This is a genomic window from Streptomyces platensis (genome assembly GCF_008704855.1).
Taxonomy (GTDB): Bacteria; Actinomycetota; Actinomycetes; order Streptomycetales; family Streptomycetaceae; genus Streptomyces; species Streptomyces platensis.
This window is the reverse complement of the sequence record NZ_CP023691.1, coordinates 6,220,116-6,236,036: the sequence shown is the minus strand read 5'-3', so window position 1 is coordinate 6,236,036 and position 15,921 is coordinate 6,220,116. Positions and strand designations below refer to the sequence as shown.

Genomic DNA, 15,921 nt, shown 5'->3' with positions numbered 1-15,921 from the left:
GGTGATCGATCTCACCCGCGGCGGGCCGCCGGGCCCGTCCGCCGCGTCCCTCCCGTCGCCGCGGCGGTGCTCATCCCTTGTCCAGATACTGCTCCCGTTCGTCGTCCAGCAGGGCGGACAGGGCGATCCGCAGCTCCGGATATCCGGCCAGCTCGGGGTCGGCGGCGACGAGTTCGGTGGCCTCGTCGCGGGCGGCCGCGATCACCTCCTCGTCGTCGATGACCGCGAGCATCCGCAGCGAGGAGCGGACGCCGGACTGCGCCTGGCCGAGGACATCGCCCTCGCGGCGCTGTTCCAGGTCGATACGGGAGAGTTCGAAGCCGTCGAGGGTGCCGGCCACGGCGGCGAGCCGGGCGCGGGCCGGGCTGGCCTCGGGCATCTCGCTGACCAGCAGACACAGGCCGGGGGCCGCGCCACGGCCGACCCGGCCGCGCAGCTGATGCAGCTGGGAGACGCCGAAGCGGTCCGCGTCCATGATCACCATGGCGGTGGCGTTCGGGACGTTCACGCCCACCTCGATGACGGTCGTCGCGACCAGCACATCCAGCTCACCGGCCGCGAATCGGCGCATCACGTCGTCCTTGTCGTCCGGCGCCATCCGGCCGTGCAGCACCGCCACCCGCAGGCCGTCGAGCGGGCCCGTGGTGAGCTGGTCGGCGATGTCGAGCACCGCGAGCGGCGGTCGCTTCTCGGCCACGTCCTCCGGTGAACTCGCCTTGGCCGCCGCACCCTTGGAACCGGCCGCGCCCTTCTTCGCCCCCTTGGGCGGGTCCTCCTCGTCGCCGATCCGGGGGCAGACCACATAGCCCTGGTGCCCGGCCGCCACCTCTTCGCGGACCCGCTCCCAGGCGCGCGCCAGGAAATGCGGCTTGTCCTTGGCGGGCACCACATGGCTGGCGATCGGCGAGCGTCCGGCGGGGAGCTGGTCCAGGACGGAGGTCTCCAGATCGCCGAAAACGGTCATGGCGACCGTGCGCGGGATCGGGGTCGCCGTCATCACCAGCAGATGCGGTGGCTGTTTGCCCTTGCTGCGCAGGGCGTCCCGCTGCTCGACGCCGAAGCGGTGCTGTTCGTCGACGACGACCAGGCCGAGGTCGTGGAACTGCACCTTGTCCTCGATCAGGGCATGGGTACCGACGACGATGCCGGCCTCGCCGGTGACGAGATCGAGCAGCGCCTGACGGCGCGCCGCGGCACCCATGGAGCCGGTCAGCAACACCACCTTGGTGCCCCGCTCCGCGCCGCCGAGCATCCCTCCCTCCCGTCGCCCGCCACCGCCCCCGGCCGACTGCGCTTCGCGCAGGCCCCAGTTGTCTGCCAGCTCCCCCATCATCTCGGTGATCGAGCGGTGGTGCTGCTGGGCCAGGACCTCGGTCGGCGCCAGCATCGCGGCCTGGCCGCCGCTGTCGACCACACCGAGCATGGCGCGCAGCGCGACCATGGTGTTGTGCGTGACGGTGAAGTGGTCGGTCACATAGGCGTGGCCGGGGTGCCGGACGCTGATGCACTGGACGGGTTTGCGGCCGACGTACTCGATGGCCTCAATGGTGCGGCGGAAGCCGGGGCCGTCCTCCGGGTGGCCGCCGGACCCGCCCGGCACCGCACGCTCGGGGGCCCGGTCACGGAAGGGCGGATACGCGTCCGGCAGCGCCACCGAGACGTCGTACGCGCCGTCCCGTACGGGGTGGAGCCGGGCACGGCCGCCCAGGGAACGCACCAGCCAGGCCAGGTCACCGGCCAGGGGAGCGGCCGCCGCGGGGTACACCGCGGCGCCCCCCGCGGGCCTGCCGCCGGCGTCCATCAGGCCCTGCACCACGGCCAGCCGGTCCTTGAGGGGGGCGTTGCGGTAGGCGTCCGGGACCCGGTCCGCCGGGCGGGCGCCGCCGTCGCCGCCGAGTGCCCTCCCCAGCTCGTAGGGGTCGAGCGGCCGGGCCTCACCACCGTCCAGATCCACCGGTGTGGCCGGGGGGATGGACCATTTGGGGCGGCCGTCGGCCCGCAGCAGATCACCCCGCAGGGCACGCGTCGTCAGCACCCGCTCCCCCGCACCGCGGGTCGCGACGATCCACAGATGCTCGTCATCGCACTCGACGGTGCTCCCGTCGGACAGCACGAGGCGCCACACCTCCCGCTCCCCCTGCGGAAAGACACCGTCCACCACGGCGAGGTCACCGCTGGGCACCACCACTTCGGTGCCGACGGCCATCTCCCCCATGGGGCGGAAGCCGCGCGGCGTCAGCACCAGGGCGTCCAGCGGCTGCGCCTTGCCGGAGCCCACCTCGCCCTGGAGGAGGCGGTGCATGGGGTGCTCGGTCGCCAGGTCGTCGAAGATCTCCCGGCTGACCTTCTGCTGGCCGTCGGTGAGCGTGAAGGGCAGCTTGGCGTCGAACGCGTCGAGGATGCCGTCCTTGACCAATCGCCTTGCCACGGCGGGGAGTTGGGTCTCGGCGCGGCGGCGCCGGGCCAGCGCGACCTGGAGGACGAACGCCTCGTCCCACTTCAGGCGGGACCGCGCATCGGCGATATCGGCCTTGGTGGCCGGCCGGTGGATCTTCAGCAGCGCCTCGGTGAGCGGCACCAGCGCCCGGCCGTCGCGCAGCGCCTCCGGCAGCGGGTCGACGGCGTCCTGCGCACTGGGCAGCACCGCGTCGACCGCCTTGGCGATCTTCCAGGACGCCATCTGCTGGCAGGCCGGGTAGATCGGCATGAGCTGGTTGGCGAAGGCGCTGACCGCGTCGTCGCCTTCGTCGTCGGCCGTGCGGTCGAGGAGCTCGTATTCGGGGTGGGCGAGCTGGAGTTTGTGATTGAAGACCGACACCTTGCCGGCGAACATCGCGCGGCGTCCCGGGAGCAGGTCCTTGTGGGGCTTGTGAATGCCCTTGCCGAAGAAGACCAGCCGCAGCCGGCCGCTGCCGTCGGTGAGCGTCACTTCGAGGCGCTGGCCCCGGCCGCCGTTGAATTTCAGCACCCGGGCGTCCGCGACCTGCGCGACGACCGTGACGTGCTCGTCCAGTGGGAGGTCGGCGAGGCGGGTCAGTTCGCCGCGCTCGGCATAGCGGCGCGGATAGTGGTGCAACAGGTCGCCGACCGTATGCAGGTCGAGATGCTCGGCCAGCACCTTTGCGGTGGTGCCACCGAGGATTTTCTTCAGGGGTTCGTCGAGCGCTGCCACGCATCCATTGCACACCACGCCTGTGACAATCGCGGTTCACTCACCGGTCCGATGCGCTCACTCCACGCCGATGAGCAGCGGCGCCGCATGCTGGCCGCCTTCGTAGACGACCGTGTCCACGGCGAGATGGCGCGCCCGGACATGCCGCTCCAGCCGCTCGGCGAGCCCGTCGGGCGCGTCCGCGCCGAGGACCAGGGTGACCATCTCGCCGCCCGCGGACAGCATCCGGTCGAGCACGGCCGTCGCGATACGGGTGAGGTCGGAGCCGATCACCACGACATCGCCGTCGATCAGGCCGAGCACGTCCCCGGCCTGGCAGACCCCGGCCATCGTCCACGACTGCCGCTCGGCGACCGCCAGCTCGGCGTAGCGGGTGGCGCCCGCGGCCGCGGTCATCGCGACCACGTCCTCGTCGAAGCTGCGGCCCGGTTCGTGCACGGCCAGCGCCGCGATGCCCTGGACGGCGGAGCGGGTGGGGATGAGCGCGACCCGTACGCCTTCGGTGCGGGCCTGTTCGGCGGCGGCCGCCGCGGTGTGCCGCAGGTCGGCGTCGTTCGGCAGCAGCATCACCTCACGGGCGTGCGCCTGCCGGATCGCCTGCACCAGTTCGCCGCTGGCGGGCGGCTCTCCGGGGCGTACGGCGACCGGTGTCGCGCCGGCCTCGGCGCAGAGTCCGGCGAGCCCTGGGCCCGGTACCACCGCGACCACGGCCCGCGCCGTCATGGCGGGCTCCTTGGCGCGGGTGACGCCGCCGAAGTGTGTGATGCGGACCCGGTACGGGCGGCCCGCCTCGATGCCGGCCTCCACCGCGGCGCCCGCGTCGTCGACATGGACATGGACGTTCCACAGGCCGTCCCCGCCGACCACCACCAGGGAGTCGCCGAGCCCGTCGAGCCGGGTCCGCAGCCGCGCCACCGCCGCGTCCCCGGCCTCCAGCAGGTAGATCACCTCGAAGGCGGGCCCCTCCGGCCCACCGCGGCCGTCCGCGGCCGCCCGGCCCGCGACCTCGCAGCCGGCCGCCTCGGGAAGCGGGGCGTCGGCCCGTACGGCGACCGGTGTCGCCGAGACCTCCCCGGACAGCGCGTCGGCGAGCGCCCCCAGCAGCGCGACCAGGCCGCAGCCGCCGGCATCCACCACACCGGCCCGGCCGAGCACTGCGAGCTGCCCCGGGGTGGCCTGGAGCGCGGTGCGGGCGCCCTCGTGGGCGGCGCGGGCGACCTCGGCGGCCCCGGCTCCGGCGACCCCGGCGGCGGCCCGCTCCGCGGCGTCGGCGGCGGCGGTCGCGACCGTCAGGACGGTGCCCTCCACGGGGTGGGCGACGGCCTCGTACGTCGATGCGGCGGCCCGGCGCAGCGCCTGCCGCAGTGCGTCGGCCGAACCGTCGCCGGCCGCCAGCACCTCCGTCATCCCGCGCAGCAGCTGCGCCACGATCGTGCCGGAGTTGCCGCGCGCCCCGATGAGCGCGCCATGGGCCATGGCACCGATCGCGTCGGCGAGGCGGGGTGCGGTGCCGGCCGAGGTGTGCCCGTCGAAGGCGGCCTCGACCGCGCGGGCGGCCGATTCGAGCGTCAGATAGAGGTTGGTGCCGGTGTCGCCGTCGGCCACCGGATAGACGTTGATGGCGTCGATCCGCTCGCGTTCCCGGCCGAGCGCCTCCAGCGCCAGCCCGCACCAGGAGCGGACCGCGGCGGCGTCGAGCGGGTACGGCACGTCGTCCTCCTGGGTCGCGGGATGCACCGCACAGTAGCCGCGCTCCGGCGGGACGGCCGGGGCGGGGGCCGGGAGGTGCGTGGTAGTTTCGTTCTACGGGAGCGGTCGTTGTATGCTGCTCCGGTTGCCCGATGAGAATCGGGCCATTCCTCTCCTGACGGTGCCGTTCGGGCAATGCACTCGGCTCGTCGGGATTTCACCGTAAGTGCATCTGAAGTCTTTGGAGTGACCCGTGGCTGCCAACTGCGACGTCTGCGGCAAGGGGCCGGGCTTCGGCAAGAGTGTCTCGCACTCGCATCGCCGCACCAACCGTCGTTGGAACCCCAACATCCAGACGGTTCGTGCAGTGATCGGGCGCACGCCGAAGAAGCTGAACGCCTGCACCTCGTGCATCAAGGCCGGCAAGGTCTCGCGCTGACGTCTTAGCCGTAGCGCAGCCCAGCCGGTTGCTTGTGAAGCCGGTCCACCTTCGGGTGGGCCGGCTTCTGCCGTTCCCGGGGACAGGTGCGGCCCCCGGCGGCGTCCGACCGCGCCGCCGCCGGGGCCCCGTTCAGTGCGCGCCGCGCATGCGCCAGCCGTGGTCGACGGGGCCGATCCCCGCGCCGAGCCGGAATCCGGCCGCGAGGGCGCCGGTGACGTAGTCCTTCGCCGCCGCGGCGGCCTGCGGGACGGTGTCGCCCTTGGCGAGCTGCGCGGCCAGCGCGCTGGCGAGGGTGCAGCCGGTGCCGTGGGTGTGCCGGTTGTCGTGCCGGGGCGCGCGCAGCCAGTGCTCCTCGGTGCCGTCGGTGAGCAGGTCGACGGCGCTGTCGCCGGGCCCGTCGCCGACCGTGAGATGGCCGCCCTTGATGAGCGCCCAGCGCGGCCCGAAGTCCAGGATCGCGGCGGCCGCCCGCCGCATATCGGCCTCCCCCTCGACCCGTACGCCGGTCAGCTGGGCGACCTCGTCCAGGTTGGGGGTGGCGACGGTGGCCGTGGGCAGCAGGGCGCCGCGGACCGCGTCCAGCGCACTGGCGGCGAGCAGTGCATCGCCGTGCTTGGAGACTCCTACGGGGTCGATGACGACCGGGACCCGCAGTCCGGCGAGCAGCTCGGCGACGGTTTCGACGAGTTCGGCCGAGGAGAGCATGCCGGTCTTCACCGCCTGCACGCCGATGTCGTCGACGACGCTGCGGAACTGGGCCCGGACGGCCTCGGCGGGCAGCTCCCACGCGCCCTGCACGCCCAGGGAGTTCTGCGCGGTGACGGCGGTGACCACGCTCATGCCGTGGGTGCCGAGCGCCAGCATCGTCTTCAGGTCGGCCTGGATGCCCGCGCCGCCGCCGGAGTCGGAGCCGGCGACGGTCAGGACGCGTGGAGGTATGCGCATACCGCCGAATCTACTCGGCGGCACCCCGCGGTCCTGCGGGCGCCCGTAAGGGACCGCCCGTATCCCGTGCGGAACTAGTCGGCGTCCCCGTTGTCGCCGAAGTGGTCCCAGCCGGCCTTCACCCACGGGGCGCCGTCCACCGTCACCTGGGGCAGCGCGGAGGGGTGGAGCACCTCGCCGATGACCTTCCACCGGGCGGGCAGCTTCACATCGGGCGGGAAGGTGGCCACGATCGCGTGATCTTCACCGCCGTTGAGCACCCACTGCATCGGGTCCACGCCGACCGCGGTGCCGATGTCGGACATCTGCGTGGGGATGTCGATGCCCGCGGACCGCAGATCGATCCGGACCTTGCTGGCCTCGGCGATGTGCCCGAGGTCGGCGACCAGCCCGTCGCTGACGTCGGTCATGGCGGTGGCGCCGAGTCCGGCCGCCGCCGGGCCCGCGTGGTACGGCGGCTCGGGACGGCGGTGGGCCTCCACGAAGGCGCGCGGCGAGCGGAAGCCGCGGGAGAGGACCGCGTGCCCGGCGGCGGACCAGCCGAGCCAGCCGGTCACCGCGACCACGTCGCCGGGCTGGGCACCGGCCCGGGTGACCGGCTCCTGGTTGCGCAGATCGCCGAGCGCGGTGATGGCGACGGTGATGGTCTCGCCGCGTACGACGTCTCCGCCGACCACGGCGGCGCCCGCCACCTGGCATTCGTCGCGCAGCCCGTCCATCAGCTCGGTCGGCCAGGTCGCGGGGAGGTCCGCGGGGACGACCAGGCCGAGCAGGATCGCGGTGGGCACCGCGCCCATCGCCGCGATGTCGGCGAGGTTCTGCGCGGCGGCCTTGCGGCCGACGTCGTAGGCGGTGGACCAGTCGCGCCTGAAGTGCCGGCCTTCCAGGAGGATGTCGGTGCTGGCGACCACCCTCCGGTCCGGCGCGGTGACCACCGCGGCGTCGTCACCCGGCCCGATCCGTACGGCCGGAGTGGAGGTGAGCCGGGAGGTGAGCTCCCTGATCAGCCCGAACTCCCCCAGCTCGCCCACGGTGCCCTTCATGCTGTTGCCCTTCCCATGTGTACGGACGGTCCGTACGTGGCTGACGACTGTGCCGCACTTGCCGAGTTCACCGCGCGGGTCTCCCCGCTCCGCACGGTGACGCGGTACCGTGGCGTCCCTTCTTCCCACATGATCCTCGTAGCCGCCCTGGAGGTTCCGTGGTACAGGCCTACATCCTGATCCAGACCGAGGTCGGCAAGGCCTCGGCGGTAGCTGAGGTGATCTCCAAGATCCAAGGCGTGCTTCAGGCCGAGGACGTGACCGGGCCCTATGACGTCATCGTGCGCGCCGAGGCCGGCACCGTCGACGAGCTGGGCCGCATGGTGGTCGCGAAGGTCCAGCAAGTGGAAGGCATCACCCGCACCCTTACCTGCCCGGTCGTGCATCTCTAGCTCCCCGTATTCTCGGCCGGGTGATCTCTGCACGCCATCGGCACCTGGCCCTCACCGCGCTCACCGTGCTGTTCGCCACGGTGAGCTGCTCCCCTTCCGAGGACGTGGCCGTGCCCTCCCCCAAGGGTGCGGCGGCGCGGTACTGCAAGGCGCTCCACGCGGAGTTGCCGCAGACCGTGGACGGGCTGGAGCGGGCCACCGCCGAGCCGGTCTCCGACTTCACTGCCATGTGGGGCGATCCTGCCGTGAAACTGCGCTGCGGGGTACCGAAGCCCGACGTCCTGACGCACGGGAGTGAACATTACAACCCCTCCGCCGACGCGGCGGAAGTCAACGGGGTCAGCTGGCTCTTCGAGAAGCAGGACGACGGGTACCGCTTCACGACCGTGCTGCGCAAGGCTTATGTCGAGGTGACCGTGCCCGGGAAGTACGCCCCCGAGGTCGATGCGCTCACCGACCTCGCGGACGCCGTGAAGAAGACCGTTCCCGTAGGGGTCTAGGGTTCCGGCGCCGGTCCGCCGGGGCGGGCCGGGACCGGCCCCGGGAACCGGCGTGGCTCAGCGCAGCCCCGTGGAGCGGTGCAGCGCGGCCTGGAGGAGCCGGTCGATCAGCTCCGGGTAGCTCACGCCGCTCTCCTGCCACATCCGCGGGTACATCGAGATGGGCGTGAATCCGGGCAGCGTGTTGATCTCGTTGATCACGAACTCGCCGTTGTCCTGGAGGAAGAAGTCCGCGCGCACCAGGCCCTCGCAGGACGCCGCGTCGAAGGCCGCGACCGCCAGTTCCTGGACCTTCGCGGTCTGCTCGGCGGTCAGCGGCGCGGGCACGATCCCGGCGGCCGAGTCGATGTACTTGGCCTCGAAGTCGTAGAAGTCGTGCGCGGTGACCGGCGGGATCTCGGCCGGCACGCTGGCCCGCGGGCCGTCCTCGAACTCCAGCACCCCGCACTCGATCTCGCGGCCGCGCAGCAGCGACTCGACGAGGATCTTGGGGTCGTGCCGGCGGGCCTCCTCGATCGCCTCGTCCAGGCCGCCGAGGTCGTTGACCTTGGTGATGCCCATGGACGAGCCGGCCCGCGCGGGCTTCACGAAGAGCGGCCAGCCGTGCTCCGCGGCGAAGTCCACGATCTTCCGGCGGGCGGCCGCCGGATCGCTTTCCCACTCCCGCGGGCGGATGACCTCGTACGGGCCGACCGGCAGCCCGAAGGAGGTGAACACCCGCTTCATGTAGTCCTTGTCCTGGCCGACGGCGGAGGCGAGCACGCCCGAACCGACGTAGGGCACCCCGGAGAGCTCCAGCAGCCCCTGGAGGGTGCCGTCCTCCCCGTAGGGGCCGTGCAGGACGGGGAAGACGACGTCGACCTCGCCGAGCGCCTTGGGCACCGAGCCCGGCTCGCTGTAGACGACCTCGCGGTTGGTCGGGTCGACCGGGAGCACCACGGCGCCCTCGGTGGACTCGGCGAGCGCGGCCACGGTGGGCAGCTGCCGGTCCGCGATGGCCATCCGCTCGGGATCGTCGGCGGTCAGCGCCCAGCGGCCGTCCGTGGTGATGCCGATGGGCAGCACGTCGTACTTCTCACGGTCGATGGCGCGCAGCACGGCGCCGGCCGTGAGCACGGAGATCGCGTGCTCGGAGCTGCGGCCGCCGAACACGACGGCGACGCGGGGCTTGTGGTGGGAGGTCTCGCTGCTCATATCGGGTTGAGGGTACCTGCTGACCGGCACGGAGTCAGTGCTGCGGCGGCCGTTGGTGGCGTCGCGCCCGGGTGCCGCGCGTCACGGGCCCCCGGGCGAACGGCGCCGGACCGCCGCATTCCGTACCGTTTCAGTGCCGCTCGGACTTGGCGCTGCGCGACATCAGGTCCTTGAGGGCGACCATCGGCGGCTTGCCCTCGTGGACGATCTCCACGACCGTCTCGGTGAGCGGCATGTCGACACCGTGCCTGCGGGCCAGATCCAGCACGGATTCACAGGACTTGACGCCCTCGGCGGTCTGCTTGGTGACCGCGATGGTCTCCTGGAGCGTCATCCCCCGGCCGAGGTTGGTGCCGAAGGTGTTGTTGCGCGACAGGGGCGAGGAGCAGGTGGCGACCAGGTCGCCCATACCGGCGAGGCCGGCGAAGGTGTGCGCGTCGGCTCCCATGGCGAGGCCGAGCCGGGTGGTCTCGGCGAGACCGCGGGTGATCAGGGACGCCTTGGCGTTGTCGCCCAGGCCCATCCCGGTGGCGATGCCGACGGCGAGCGCGATGACGTTCTTGACCGCGCCGCCCAGTTCACAGCCCACCACATCGGTGTTGGTGTACGGGCGGAAGTACGAGGTGTGGCAGGCGGCCTGGAAGCGCTGGGCGACCGCCTCGTCGGCGCAGGCCACGACCGCGGTGGCGGGCTGCCGGGCGGCGACCTCCTTGGCGAGGTTGGGGCCGGTCAGCACCGCGACCCGCTCCGCGGGCACCTTGGCGACCTCCTCGATGACCTCGCTCATGCGCTTGGCCGTGCCCAGTTCGACGCCCTTCATCAGGGAGACCAGGACCGTGTCGGTGGGCAGCAGGGGCGCCCATTCGGCGAGATTGCCGCGCAGCGTCTGGGCGGGGACGGCCAGCACGGCGAACTCCGCACCGCGCGCCGCTTCCGCCGGGTCGGTGGTGGCCCGTACGGACGCGGGCAGCTCGACCCCCGGCAGGTAGTCGGGGTTCGTACGGCCGCTGTTGATGGCGTCGACCAGGGCCGCGCGGCGCCCCCACAGGGTCACCTCGCATCCCGCGTCGGCGAGCACCATCGCGAAGGCGGTGCCCCAGGACCCCGTGCCGTAGACGGCGCAGCGCGTCACTTGCTTTCATCCTCCTGTGCCTGCTGGGTGCTTCGGGCCTGCTGCGGGCCGACGGCCGGTTCGGTGGCGGCGGCCGGTTCGGCGGGGGTTCGGTCCGCTCCGGCGCCCTGGGTGGCCTTGGCGGCTTCCCGGGCGGCGCGGCGCTCCCGGGCGATCGCCTTGCGCCAGTCGTACGGTTCGACCGGCGCGGGCTCGCCGCGGACGACGGCCAGCTGCTCGGTGATCGCGGTCATGATGACGTCGGTGGCGGCCCGCAGCACCTCGGCGGTCGGTTCCCGGTCGTAGAAGGCGCTCAGGTCGACCGGCGGCCCCGCCTGCACCCGCAGCGTCTTGCGCGGGAGGAGCCGGAGCTTCTTCTCCTTGGCGTACGGCGGCATCGCGTCGTTGGCGCCCCACTGCGCGACGGGAATGACCGGCGCCTTCGTCAGCAGCGCCACCCGCGCGGCACCCGTCTTGCCCTGCATGGGCCACAGGTCGGGGTCGCGGGTGAGGGTGCCCTCGGGGTAGAAGGCGACGCATTCGCCCTTCTCGATGGCGGTGACGGCGGCGCGGAACGCGTTGGCGGCGTCGGTGGTTTCCCGGTAGACGGGGATCTGTCCGGTGCCGCGCATCATCAGGCCGACAAAGCCGCTCTTGAAGAGTCCGGCCTTGGCGAGGAATCGGGGGACCCGCCCGGTGTTGTACTGATAGTGCGCATAGGAGAGCGGATCGAGATACGAGTTGTGGTTGACCGCGGTGATAAATCCGCCGTCGGCCGGAATGTGCTCCATTCCCTGCCAGTCCCGCTTGAACAGAACCAGGAGCGGCGGTTTGCAGATGACCGCGGCCAAGCGGTACCAGAAGCCGATTCTGCGGCGGGACACTGGGACACCCTCCTTGTGGGGACCTGCGTAGCTGCTGCGGGCCGGCAGCCGCACAAGTGTCGCCCCAGGTACCCGCTATGTCGAGGACACCGTAACCCCGACGCTCCCGGAGAGCGGCGGCGGCAGGTGAGAATAACGCCGATGCGACGAGACGGAGCGGATGTGGGCTGGAGCCTGGTGGTGCCGCTGAAGCCGCTGGCGCGGGCCAAGAGCAGGCTCTCCCGGGCCGCGGGCGAGGAGTTCCGGCCCCGGCTGGCCCTGGCGTTCGCCCTGGACACCGTGACAGCAGCGCTGGCCTGCGAGAACGTCCAGGATGTGGCGGTTGTCACGGATGACCTGCTGGCCGCGGAGCGGCTGGCGGCGCTGGGCGCGCGGATCGTGCCCGACACACCGGCCCGCGGCCTCAACGCGGCGCTGGCCCATGGAGCGGGCGTGGTCCGGGCGCGTCGTCCGGGCGCGCCGGTCGCCGCGCTGAACGCCGATCTGCCCGCACTGCGCCCCGCCGAGCTGGAACTGGTGCTCCATTCCGCTTCGCTATTTCCCCGTGCATTTCTCGCGGATGCGGCGGATATCGGGACAACACTTCTGACCGCGACTTCCGGCCGGGAATTGGAACCGGCATTCGGAGGCGCCTCGCGGGCCCGTCACCTGGCGTCCGGAGCGCAGGAGATCACCGGGCCGAAGGCGCCGTCGGTACGCCGGGACGTGGACACCGGCGAGGATCTGCTGGCCGCGCTGGCGCTGGGCGTGGGCCCGCACACGGCGCTCCAGGCACCGCGGCTGGTGGCGGGGGCGGCCGCGCCGGAGGGGTCGAAGCGGCTGCCGCCGCCGCAGGTCAGAGCGTCTGGAGCGTGATCAGGACGATCCTGCGGTCGTCGCCTTCGCCGGTGAGGTCGATCCGGACCCGCTGACCGGGCCGCAGCAGCAGCAGACCGCCGGCGTCGAAGGCCGCCGCGTCGAAGGGCATCGGGGTGCCGTCGTCCAGCAGCACACTGCCGGAGCGGGTCTCGGAGTCGTACGTATACGCGGTGGCCTGCATGGGAGAGAGCCTAGACGAGGGGGTCCCCGGACCCTCCGGCCGCCCGTACGGTGGCGGCAAGGCCCTGCGGCCCGCTCAAACGGCGCCGGACGCACCGCGGGCCGGGCTCCCCGAAGGGAGACCGGCCCCACGCGTGGCGTCGCCGCTGCCGAATTACCGCTTGCGGGCGGTGGTCTTCTTGGCGGTGGTCTTGCGTGCCGTGGCCTTCTTCGCGGGGGCCTTCTTCGCCGTCGTCTTCTTCGCGGGGGCGGTCTTCTTCGCCGTCGCCTTTTTCGCGGTGGTCTTCTTCGCCGTGGTCTTCTTGGCGGCGGCCTTCGTGGCGGGAGCCTTCTTCGCCGTCGTCTTCTTCGCGGTGGTCTTCTTCGCCGCGGTGGTCTTCTTCGCCGCTGCCTTCTTCGCCGTCGTCTTCTTGGCGGCGGCCTTCTTGGCGGTGGCCTTCTTCGCGGCAGCCTTCTTGATGGCGGCACCACCGGTGAGGCTGCCCTTGGGAGCCTTCTTGACGGAGACCTCGCCACCCTTGGGGAGCTTCTTCGAGCCGCTCACCAGGTCCTTGAAGCCCTGACCGGCGCGGAAGCGCGGCACCGAGGTCTTCTTGACCCGCACGCGCTCACCCGTCTGCGGGTTGCGGGCATAGCGGGCCGGGCGGTCAACCTTCTCGAACGAGCCGAATCCGGTGACCGAAACGCGGTCGCCGGAGACAACTGAACGGACGATTGCGTCCAGTACGGCGTCCACCGCGTCCGCGGCGTTCTGACGGCCGCCGAGCTTGTCGGCAATGGCTTCTACGAGCTGCGCCTTGTTCACGTCTTCCCCTTCGGAGACATTGCTGGAACGAAAGATTCCAAGCTTTTTCGCACGTTAGGCAGATATATACCGCAAATCAAACACGAAACGGGCTAATCACCCTTGTGCCGCAACGAAGTCGACCTTCACGGACTTCCGCCGGTGTGCACATCTTCGGGATAACGACCTTCGTCGAGGTCAGCCATGAAGCGCTCCAGACGCCTTGCCGCGTCCGCAAGATCGTGTTTAGCCGCGGCCGTGATGACGAGCAGCTTCCGGGTCAGCGCCATCCGTACGCCCTCCGGGACTTGCAGTGTCCGCACTCTTGTATGTGCGTCCTTGAGCCGGTCGGCGACGAGACCGTAGAGCTCGAGTTGGTCGTCGCGTTCCATGCGCTAATTGTGCCATCTGCGGCGAGTTGTCGCTTCACGGGGCCTCAACAGCCGCCTCGACACGACGATGCGCCCCCTGCCAACTGCACAGGGGGCGCATCGTACGCAATATAGCTTTGAGCCATAAAACCCGAGGTCAGACCTCGATGGTACGCGGCTTGAACGACGGCCGGTTCGCCTCGTACTCCACGATGGACGACTCCTCCCGAAGGGTGAGGCTGATGTCGTCCAGCCCCTCCAGCAGGCGCCAACGGGCGTTCTCGTCCAGCTCGAAGTCGGCGGTGACGCCCTCGGCGCGCACCTGCCGGCCGACCAGGTCCACCGTCACCTCGGCGGTCGGGTCGTTCTCCAGCAGCGTCTGGAGCCGGTCGACGGTCTCCTGCGGCAGGACCACCGTCAGCAGCCCGTTCTTGAGGGAGTTGCCACGGAAGATGTCCGCGAACCGCGAGGAGATGACGGCCTTGAAGCCGTAGTTCTGAAGCGCCCAGACGGCGTGCTCACGGGAGGAGCCGGTACCGAAGTCGGGGCCGGCGACCAGTACCGTGGCGCCCTGGTAACGCTCCTGGTTGAGGACGAACTGCGGGTCCTTGCGCCAGGCCTCGAACAGCCCGTCCTCGAAGCCGTCGCGGGTGACCTTCTTCAGCCAGTGGGCCGGGATGATCTGGTCGGTGTCGACGTTGCTGCGGCGCAGCGGGACGGCCCGGCCGGTGTGGGTGGTGAAAGCTTCCATGGTTCAGACTCCCGCGGGCGTGGCGACGGCGACATCGGACAGATCGGCCGGTGAGGCCAGATGGCCGAGAACCGCCGTTGCGGCGGCGACCTGCGGCGAGACCAGGTGCGTACGACCGCCCTTGCCCTGCCGGCCCTCGAAGTTGCGGTTGGAGGTGGACGCGGAGCGCTCACCGGGCGCCAGCTGGTCGGGGTTCATGCCCAGGCACATCGAGCAGCCCGCGTGCCGCCATTCGGCGCCCGCCGCGGTGAAGACCTTGTCCAGCCCCTCGGCGACGGCCTCCAGGGAGACCCGGACCGAGCCGGGGACGATCAGCATCCGTACGCCGTCGGCGACCTTGCGGCCTTCCAGGATCCCGGCCGCGGAGCGCAGGTCCTCGATACGGCCGTTGGTGCACGAACCTACGAAGACGGTGTCCACCTTGATGTCCCGCAGCGGCTGACCCGCCGTCAACCCCATGTACTCCAGGGCCTTTTCGGCGGCGAAGCGCTCCGAGGCGTCCTCGTACGAAGCCGGGTCGGGGACGCTCGCCGAAAGCGGCGCGCCCTGGCCGGGGTTGGTGCCCCAGGTGACGAACGGCGCGAGCGCGGAGGCGTCGATGCGCACCTCGGCGTCGAAGACCGCGTCGTCGTCGGTGCGCAGCGTCTTCCAGTACGCGACCGCGGCGTCCCAGTCCTCGCCCTGCGGGGCGTGGTCACGGCCCTGGAGGTAGTCGAAGGTGGTCTCGTCCGGGGCGATCATGCCGGCCCGGGCGCCCGCCTCGATCGACATGTTGCAGATGGTCATCCGGGCTTCCATCGACAGCTTCTCGATGGCCGAACCGCGGTATTCCAGGACATAGCCCTGGCCGCCGCCGGTGCCGATCCGGGCGATGATCGCCAGGATCAGGTCCTTGGCGGTGACACCCTCGGGCAGCTCACCGTCGACGGTGATCGCCATGGTTTTGAAGGGGGCCAGCGGCAGCGTCTGGGTGGCCAGCACATGCTCGACCTGGCTGGTGCCGATGCCGAACGCCAGCGCGCCGAAGGCTCCGTGGGTGGAGGTATGACTGTCACCGCAGACCACGGTGGTGCCGGGCTGGGTCAGTCCCAACTGCGGTCCCACGACGTGGACAACGCCCTGCTCGACATCGCCCAGCGGGTGCAGCCGGACCCCGAACTCCGCGCAGTTCTTGCGCAGCGTCTCCAGCTGAGTGCGGGAGACCGGGTCGGCGATCGGCTTGTCGATGTCGAGGGTCGGGGTGTTGTGATCCTCGGTGGCGATGGTCAGGTCCGTCCGGCGCACCTGGCGGCCGGCCTTGCGGAGGCCGTCGAACGCCTGCGGGCTGGTGACCTCGTGCAGCAGGTGCAGATCGATGAAGAGGAGGTCGGGCTCGCCTTCCGCGCGCCGGACGACATGGTCGTCCCAGACCTTCTCCGCGAGTGTCCGTCCCATCGCTTTCCCTCCGACCGGCCGCATTGCCGGCCTTTCCTCGTCCGTGCGCGATGCCCGCAGAAATCCCCTTGCCGGGCCGTACGCCGGGCCCTGGTCGAGGGCCACACCTACAGATTGACGACTTCCCTGGAAAATTGAACTTGCGTTTCACAGTGTGAGACGCGAGTATCG

General features: G+C 71.3%; 16 protein-coding genes. 4 read left to right on the top strand and 12 right to left on the bottom strand.

Translation table 11 applies throughout. From position 1 onward, the window contains the following. Positions 1-70 precede the first annotated feature (70 nt). Together CP981_RS27735 and CP981_RS27730 are read right to left on the bottom strand one after the other, a co-directional pair. Entirely contained in the window at positions 71-3,172 is a 3,102-nt protein-coding gene (locus CP981_RS27735) for a helicase-related protein (RefSeq protein ID WP_085925195.1), read from the bottom strand. A gap of 57 nt (positions 3,173-3,229) precedes the next feature. Continuing rightward, positions 3,230-4,882: a DAK2 domain-containing protein gene (locus CP981_RS27730; RefSeq protein ID WP_085925220.1), complete on the bottom strand. Its 1,653-nt coding sequence runs from the start codon at positions 4,880-4,882 to the stop codon at positions 3,230-3,232. A gap of 232 nt (positions 4,883-5,114) precedes the next feature. On the opposite strand from CP981_RS27730, the gene rpmB reads away from it, so the two are divergent. Continuing rightward, on the top strand, positions 5,115-5,300 hold the full coding sequence (gene rpmB, locus CP981_RS27725) for a 50S ribosomal protein L28 (RefSeq protein ID WP_006602870.1): 186 nt from the start codon (positions 5,115-5,117) through the stop codon (positions 5,298-5,300). A gap of 132 nt (positions 5,301-5,432) precedes the next feature. Here the strand turns inward: rpmB and thiD are convergent, their stop codons facing one another. Together thiD and CP981_RS27715 are read right to left on the bottom strand one after the other, a co-directional pair. Then, positions 5,433-6,248 carry a bifunctional hydroxymethylpyrimidine kinase/phosphomethylpyrimidine kinase gene (gene thiD, locus CP981_RS27720; RefSeq protein WP_085925194.1) on the bottom strand — a complete coding sequence of 272 codons (816 nt, stop codon included), beginning with the start codon at positions 6,246-6,248 and terminating at the stop codon, positions 5,433-5,435. A 74-nt stretch (positions 6,249-6,322) separates the two neighbouring features. Further along, positions 6,323-7,291, bottom strand: a complete 969-nt coding sequence (locus CP981_RS27715; RefSeq protein ID WP_042149279.1) for a thiamine-phosphate kinase — start codon at positions 7,289-7,291, stop codon at positions 6,323-6,325. A 158-nt stretch (positions 7,292-7,449) separates the two neighbouring features. Between CP981_RS27715 and CP981_RS27710 the strand changes: the two genes are divergently transcribed. Beyond that, positions 7,450-7,683, top strand: coding sequence for an Lrp/AsnC ligand binding domain-containing protein (locus CP981_RS27710; RefSeq protein ID WP_042149276.1), 234 nt, complete (start codon positions 7,450-7,452; stop codon positions 7,681-7,683). Between the two features lie 20 nt (positions 7,684-7,703). Continuing rightward, positions 7,704-8,183, top strand: a complete 480-nt coding sequence (locus CP981_RS27705; RefSeq protein WP_085925193.1) for a DUF3515 domain-containing protein — start codon at positions 7,704-7,706, stop codon at positions 8,181-8,183. A 57-nt stretch (positions 8,184-8,240) separates the two neighbouring features. On the opposite strand, the gene CP981_RS27700 is transcribed toward CP981_RS27705, so the two are convergent. The 3 genes from CP981_RS27700 to CP981_RS27690 form a co-directional block, all read right to left on the bottom strand. Beyond that, positions 8,241-9,377, bottom strand: a complete 1,137-nt coding sequence (locus CP981_RS27700) for a D-alanine--D-alanine ligase family protein (protein ID WP_085925192.1) — start codon at positions 9,375-9,377, stop codon at positions 8,241-8,243. A 130-nt stretch (positions 9,378-9,507) separates the two neighbouring features. Next, a complete protein-coding gene (locus CP981_RS27695) occupies positions 9,508-10,509 on the bottom strand; it encodes an NAD(P)H-dependent glycerol-3-phosphate dehydrogenase (protein ID WP_085925191.1) in 1,002 nt (333 codons plus the stop codon). After that, positions 10,506-11,372, bottom strand: a complete 867-nt coding sequence (locus CP981_RS27690; RefSeq protein WP_085925190.1) for a lysophospholipid acyltransferase family protein — start codon at positions 11,370-11,372, stop codon at positions 10,506-10,508. Before CP981_RS27690 ends, CP981_RS27695 begins: the two co-directional genes overlap by 4 nt. A 141-nt stretch (positions 11,373-11,513) precedes the next feature. On the opposite strand from CP981_RS27690, the gene cofC reads away from it, so the two are divergent. Continuing rightward, a complete protein-coding gene (gene cofC / locus CP981_RS27685) occupies positions 11,514-12,227 on the top strand; it encodes a 2-phospho-L-lactate guanylyltransferase (RefSeq protein ID WP_085925189.1) in 714 nt (237 codons plus the stop codon). On the opposite strand, the gene CP981_RS27680 is transcribed toward cofC, so the two are convergent. From CP981_RS27680 to leuC, 5 genes are all read right to left on the bottom strand, one after another. After that, positions 12,208-12,411 (bottom strand): hypothetical protein, encoded by a 204-nt coding sequence (locus CP981_RS27680; protein ID WP_085925188.1) that lies wholly within the window; start codon positions 12,409-12,411, stop codon positions 12,208-12,210. The two genes, cofC and CP981_RS27680, sit on opposite strands and share 20 nt — an antisense overlap. Positions 12,412-12,564: 153 nt before the next feature. Next, positions 12,565-13,215, bottom strand: a complete 651-nt coding sequence (locus CP981_RS27675) for an HU family DNA-binding protein (protein ID WP_085925187.1) — start codon at positions 13,213-13,215, stop codon at positions 12,565-12,567. 125 nt (positions 13,216-13,340) lie between these two features. Beyond that, the gene (locus CP981_RS27670) at positions 13,341-13,586 is read right to left on the bottom strand and encodes an SCO5555 family protein (protein WP_085925186.1); all 246 of its coding nucleotides are present in this window, start codon (positions 13,584-13,586) and stop codon (positions 13,341-13,343) included. Between the two features lie 136 nt (positions 13,587-13,722). Beyond that, complete coding sequence (gene leuD, locus CP981_RS27665; protein WP_085925185.1) at positions 13,723-14,316, bottom strand: 3-isopropylmalate dehydratase small subunit; 594 nt, start codon at positions 14,314-14,316, stop codon at positions 13,723-13,725. 3 nt (positions 14,317-14,319) lie between these two features. Then, positions 14,320-15,750 carry a 3-isopropylmalate dehydratase large subunit gene (leuC, locus tag CP981_RS27660; RefSeq protein WP_085925184.1) on the bottom strand — a complete coding sequence of 477 codons (1,431 nt, stop codon included), beginning with the start codon at positions 15,748-15,750 and terminating at the stop codon, positions 14,320-14,322. Between the last annotated feature and the right edge of the window lie 171 nt (positions 15,751-15,921).

What these genes read in the sequence shown, in the direction of transcription:
- CP981_RS27700 (WP_085925192.1), bottom strand. Translation starts at nt 9,377, where the DNA reads ATGAGCAGCGAGACCTCCCACCACAAGCCCCGCGTCGCCGTCGTGTTC.
- CP981_RS27715 (WP_042149279.1), bottom strand. Translation starts at nt 7,291, where the DNA reads ATGAAGGGCACCGTGGGCGAGCTGGGGGAGTTCGGGCTGATCAGGGAG.
- CP981_RS27670 (WP_085925186.1), bottom strand. Translation starts at nt 13,586, where the DNA reads ATGGAACGCGACGACCAACTCGAGCTCTACGGTCTCGTCGCCGACCGG.
- CP981_RS27680 (WP_085925188.1), bottom strand. Translation starts at nt 12,411, where the DNA reads ATGCAGGCCACCGCGTATACGTACGACTCCGAGACCCGCTCCGGCAGT.
- cofC (WP_085925189.1), top strand. Translation starts at nt 11,514, where the DNA reads ATGCGACGAGACGGAGCGGATGTGGGCTGGAGCCTGGTGGTGCCGCTG.
- thiD (WP_085925194.1), bottom strand. Translation starts at nt 6,248, where the DNA reads ATGCGCATACCTCCACGCGTCCTGACCGTCGCCGGCTCCGACTCCGGC.
- leuC (WP_085925184.1), bottom strand. Translation starts at nt 15,750, where the DNA reads ATGGGACGGACACTCGCGGAGAAGGTCTGGGACGACCATGTCGTCCGG.
- leuD (WP_085925185.1), bottom strand. Translation starts at nt 14,316, where the DNA reads ATGGAAGCTTTCACCACCCACACCGGCCGGGCCGTCCCGCTGCGCCGC.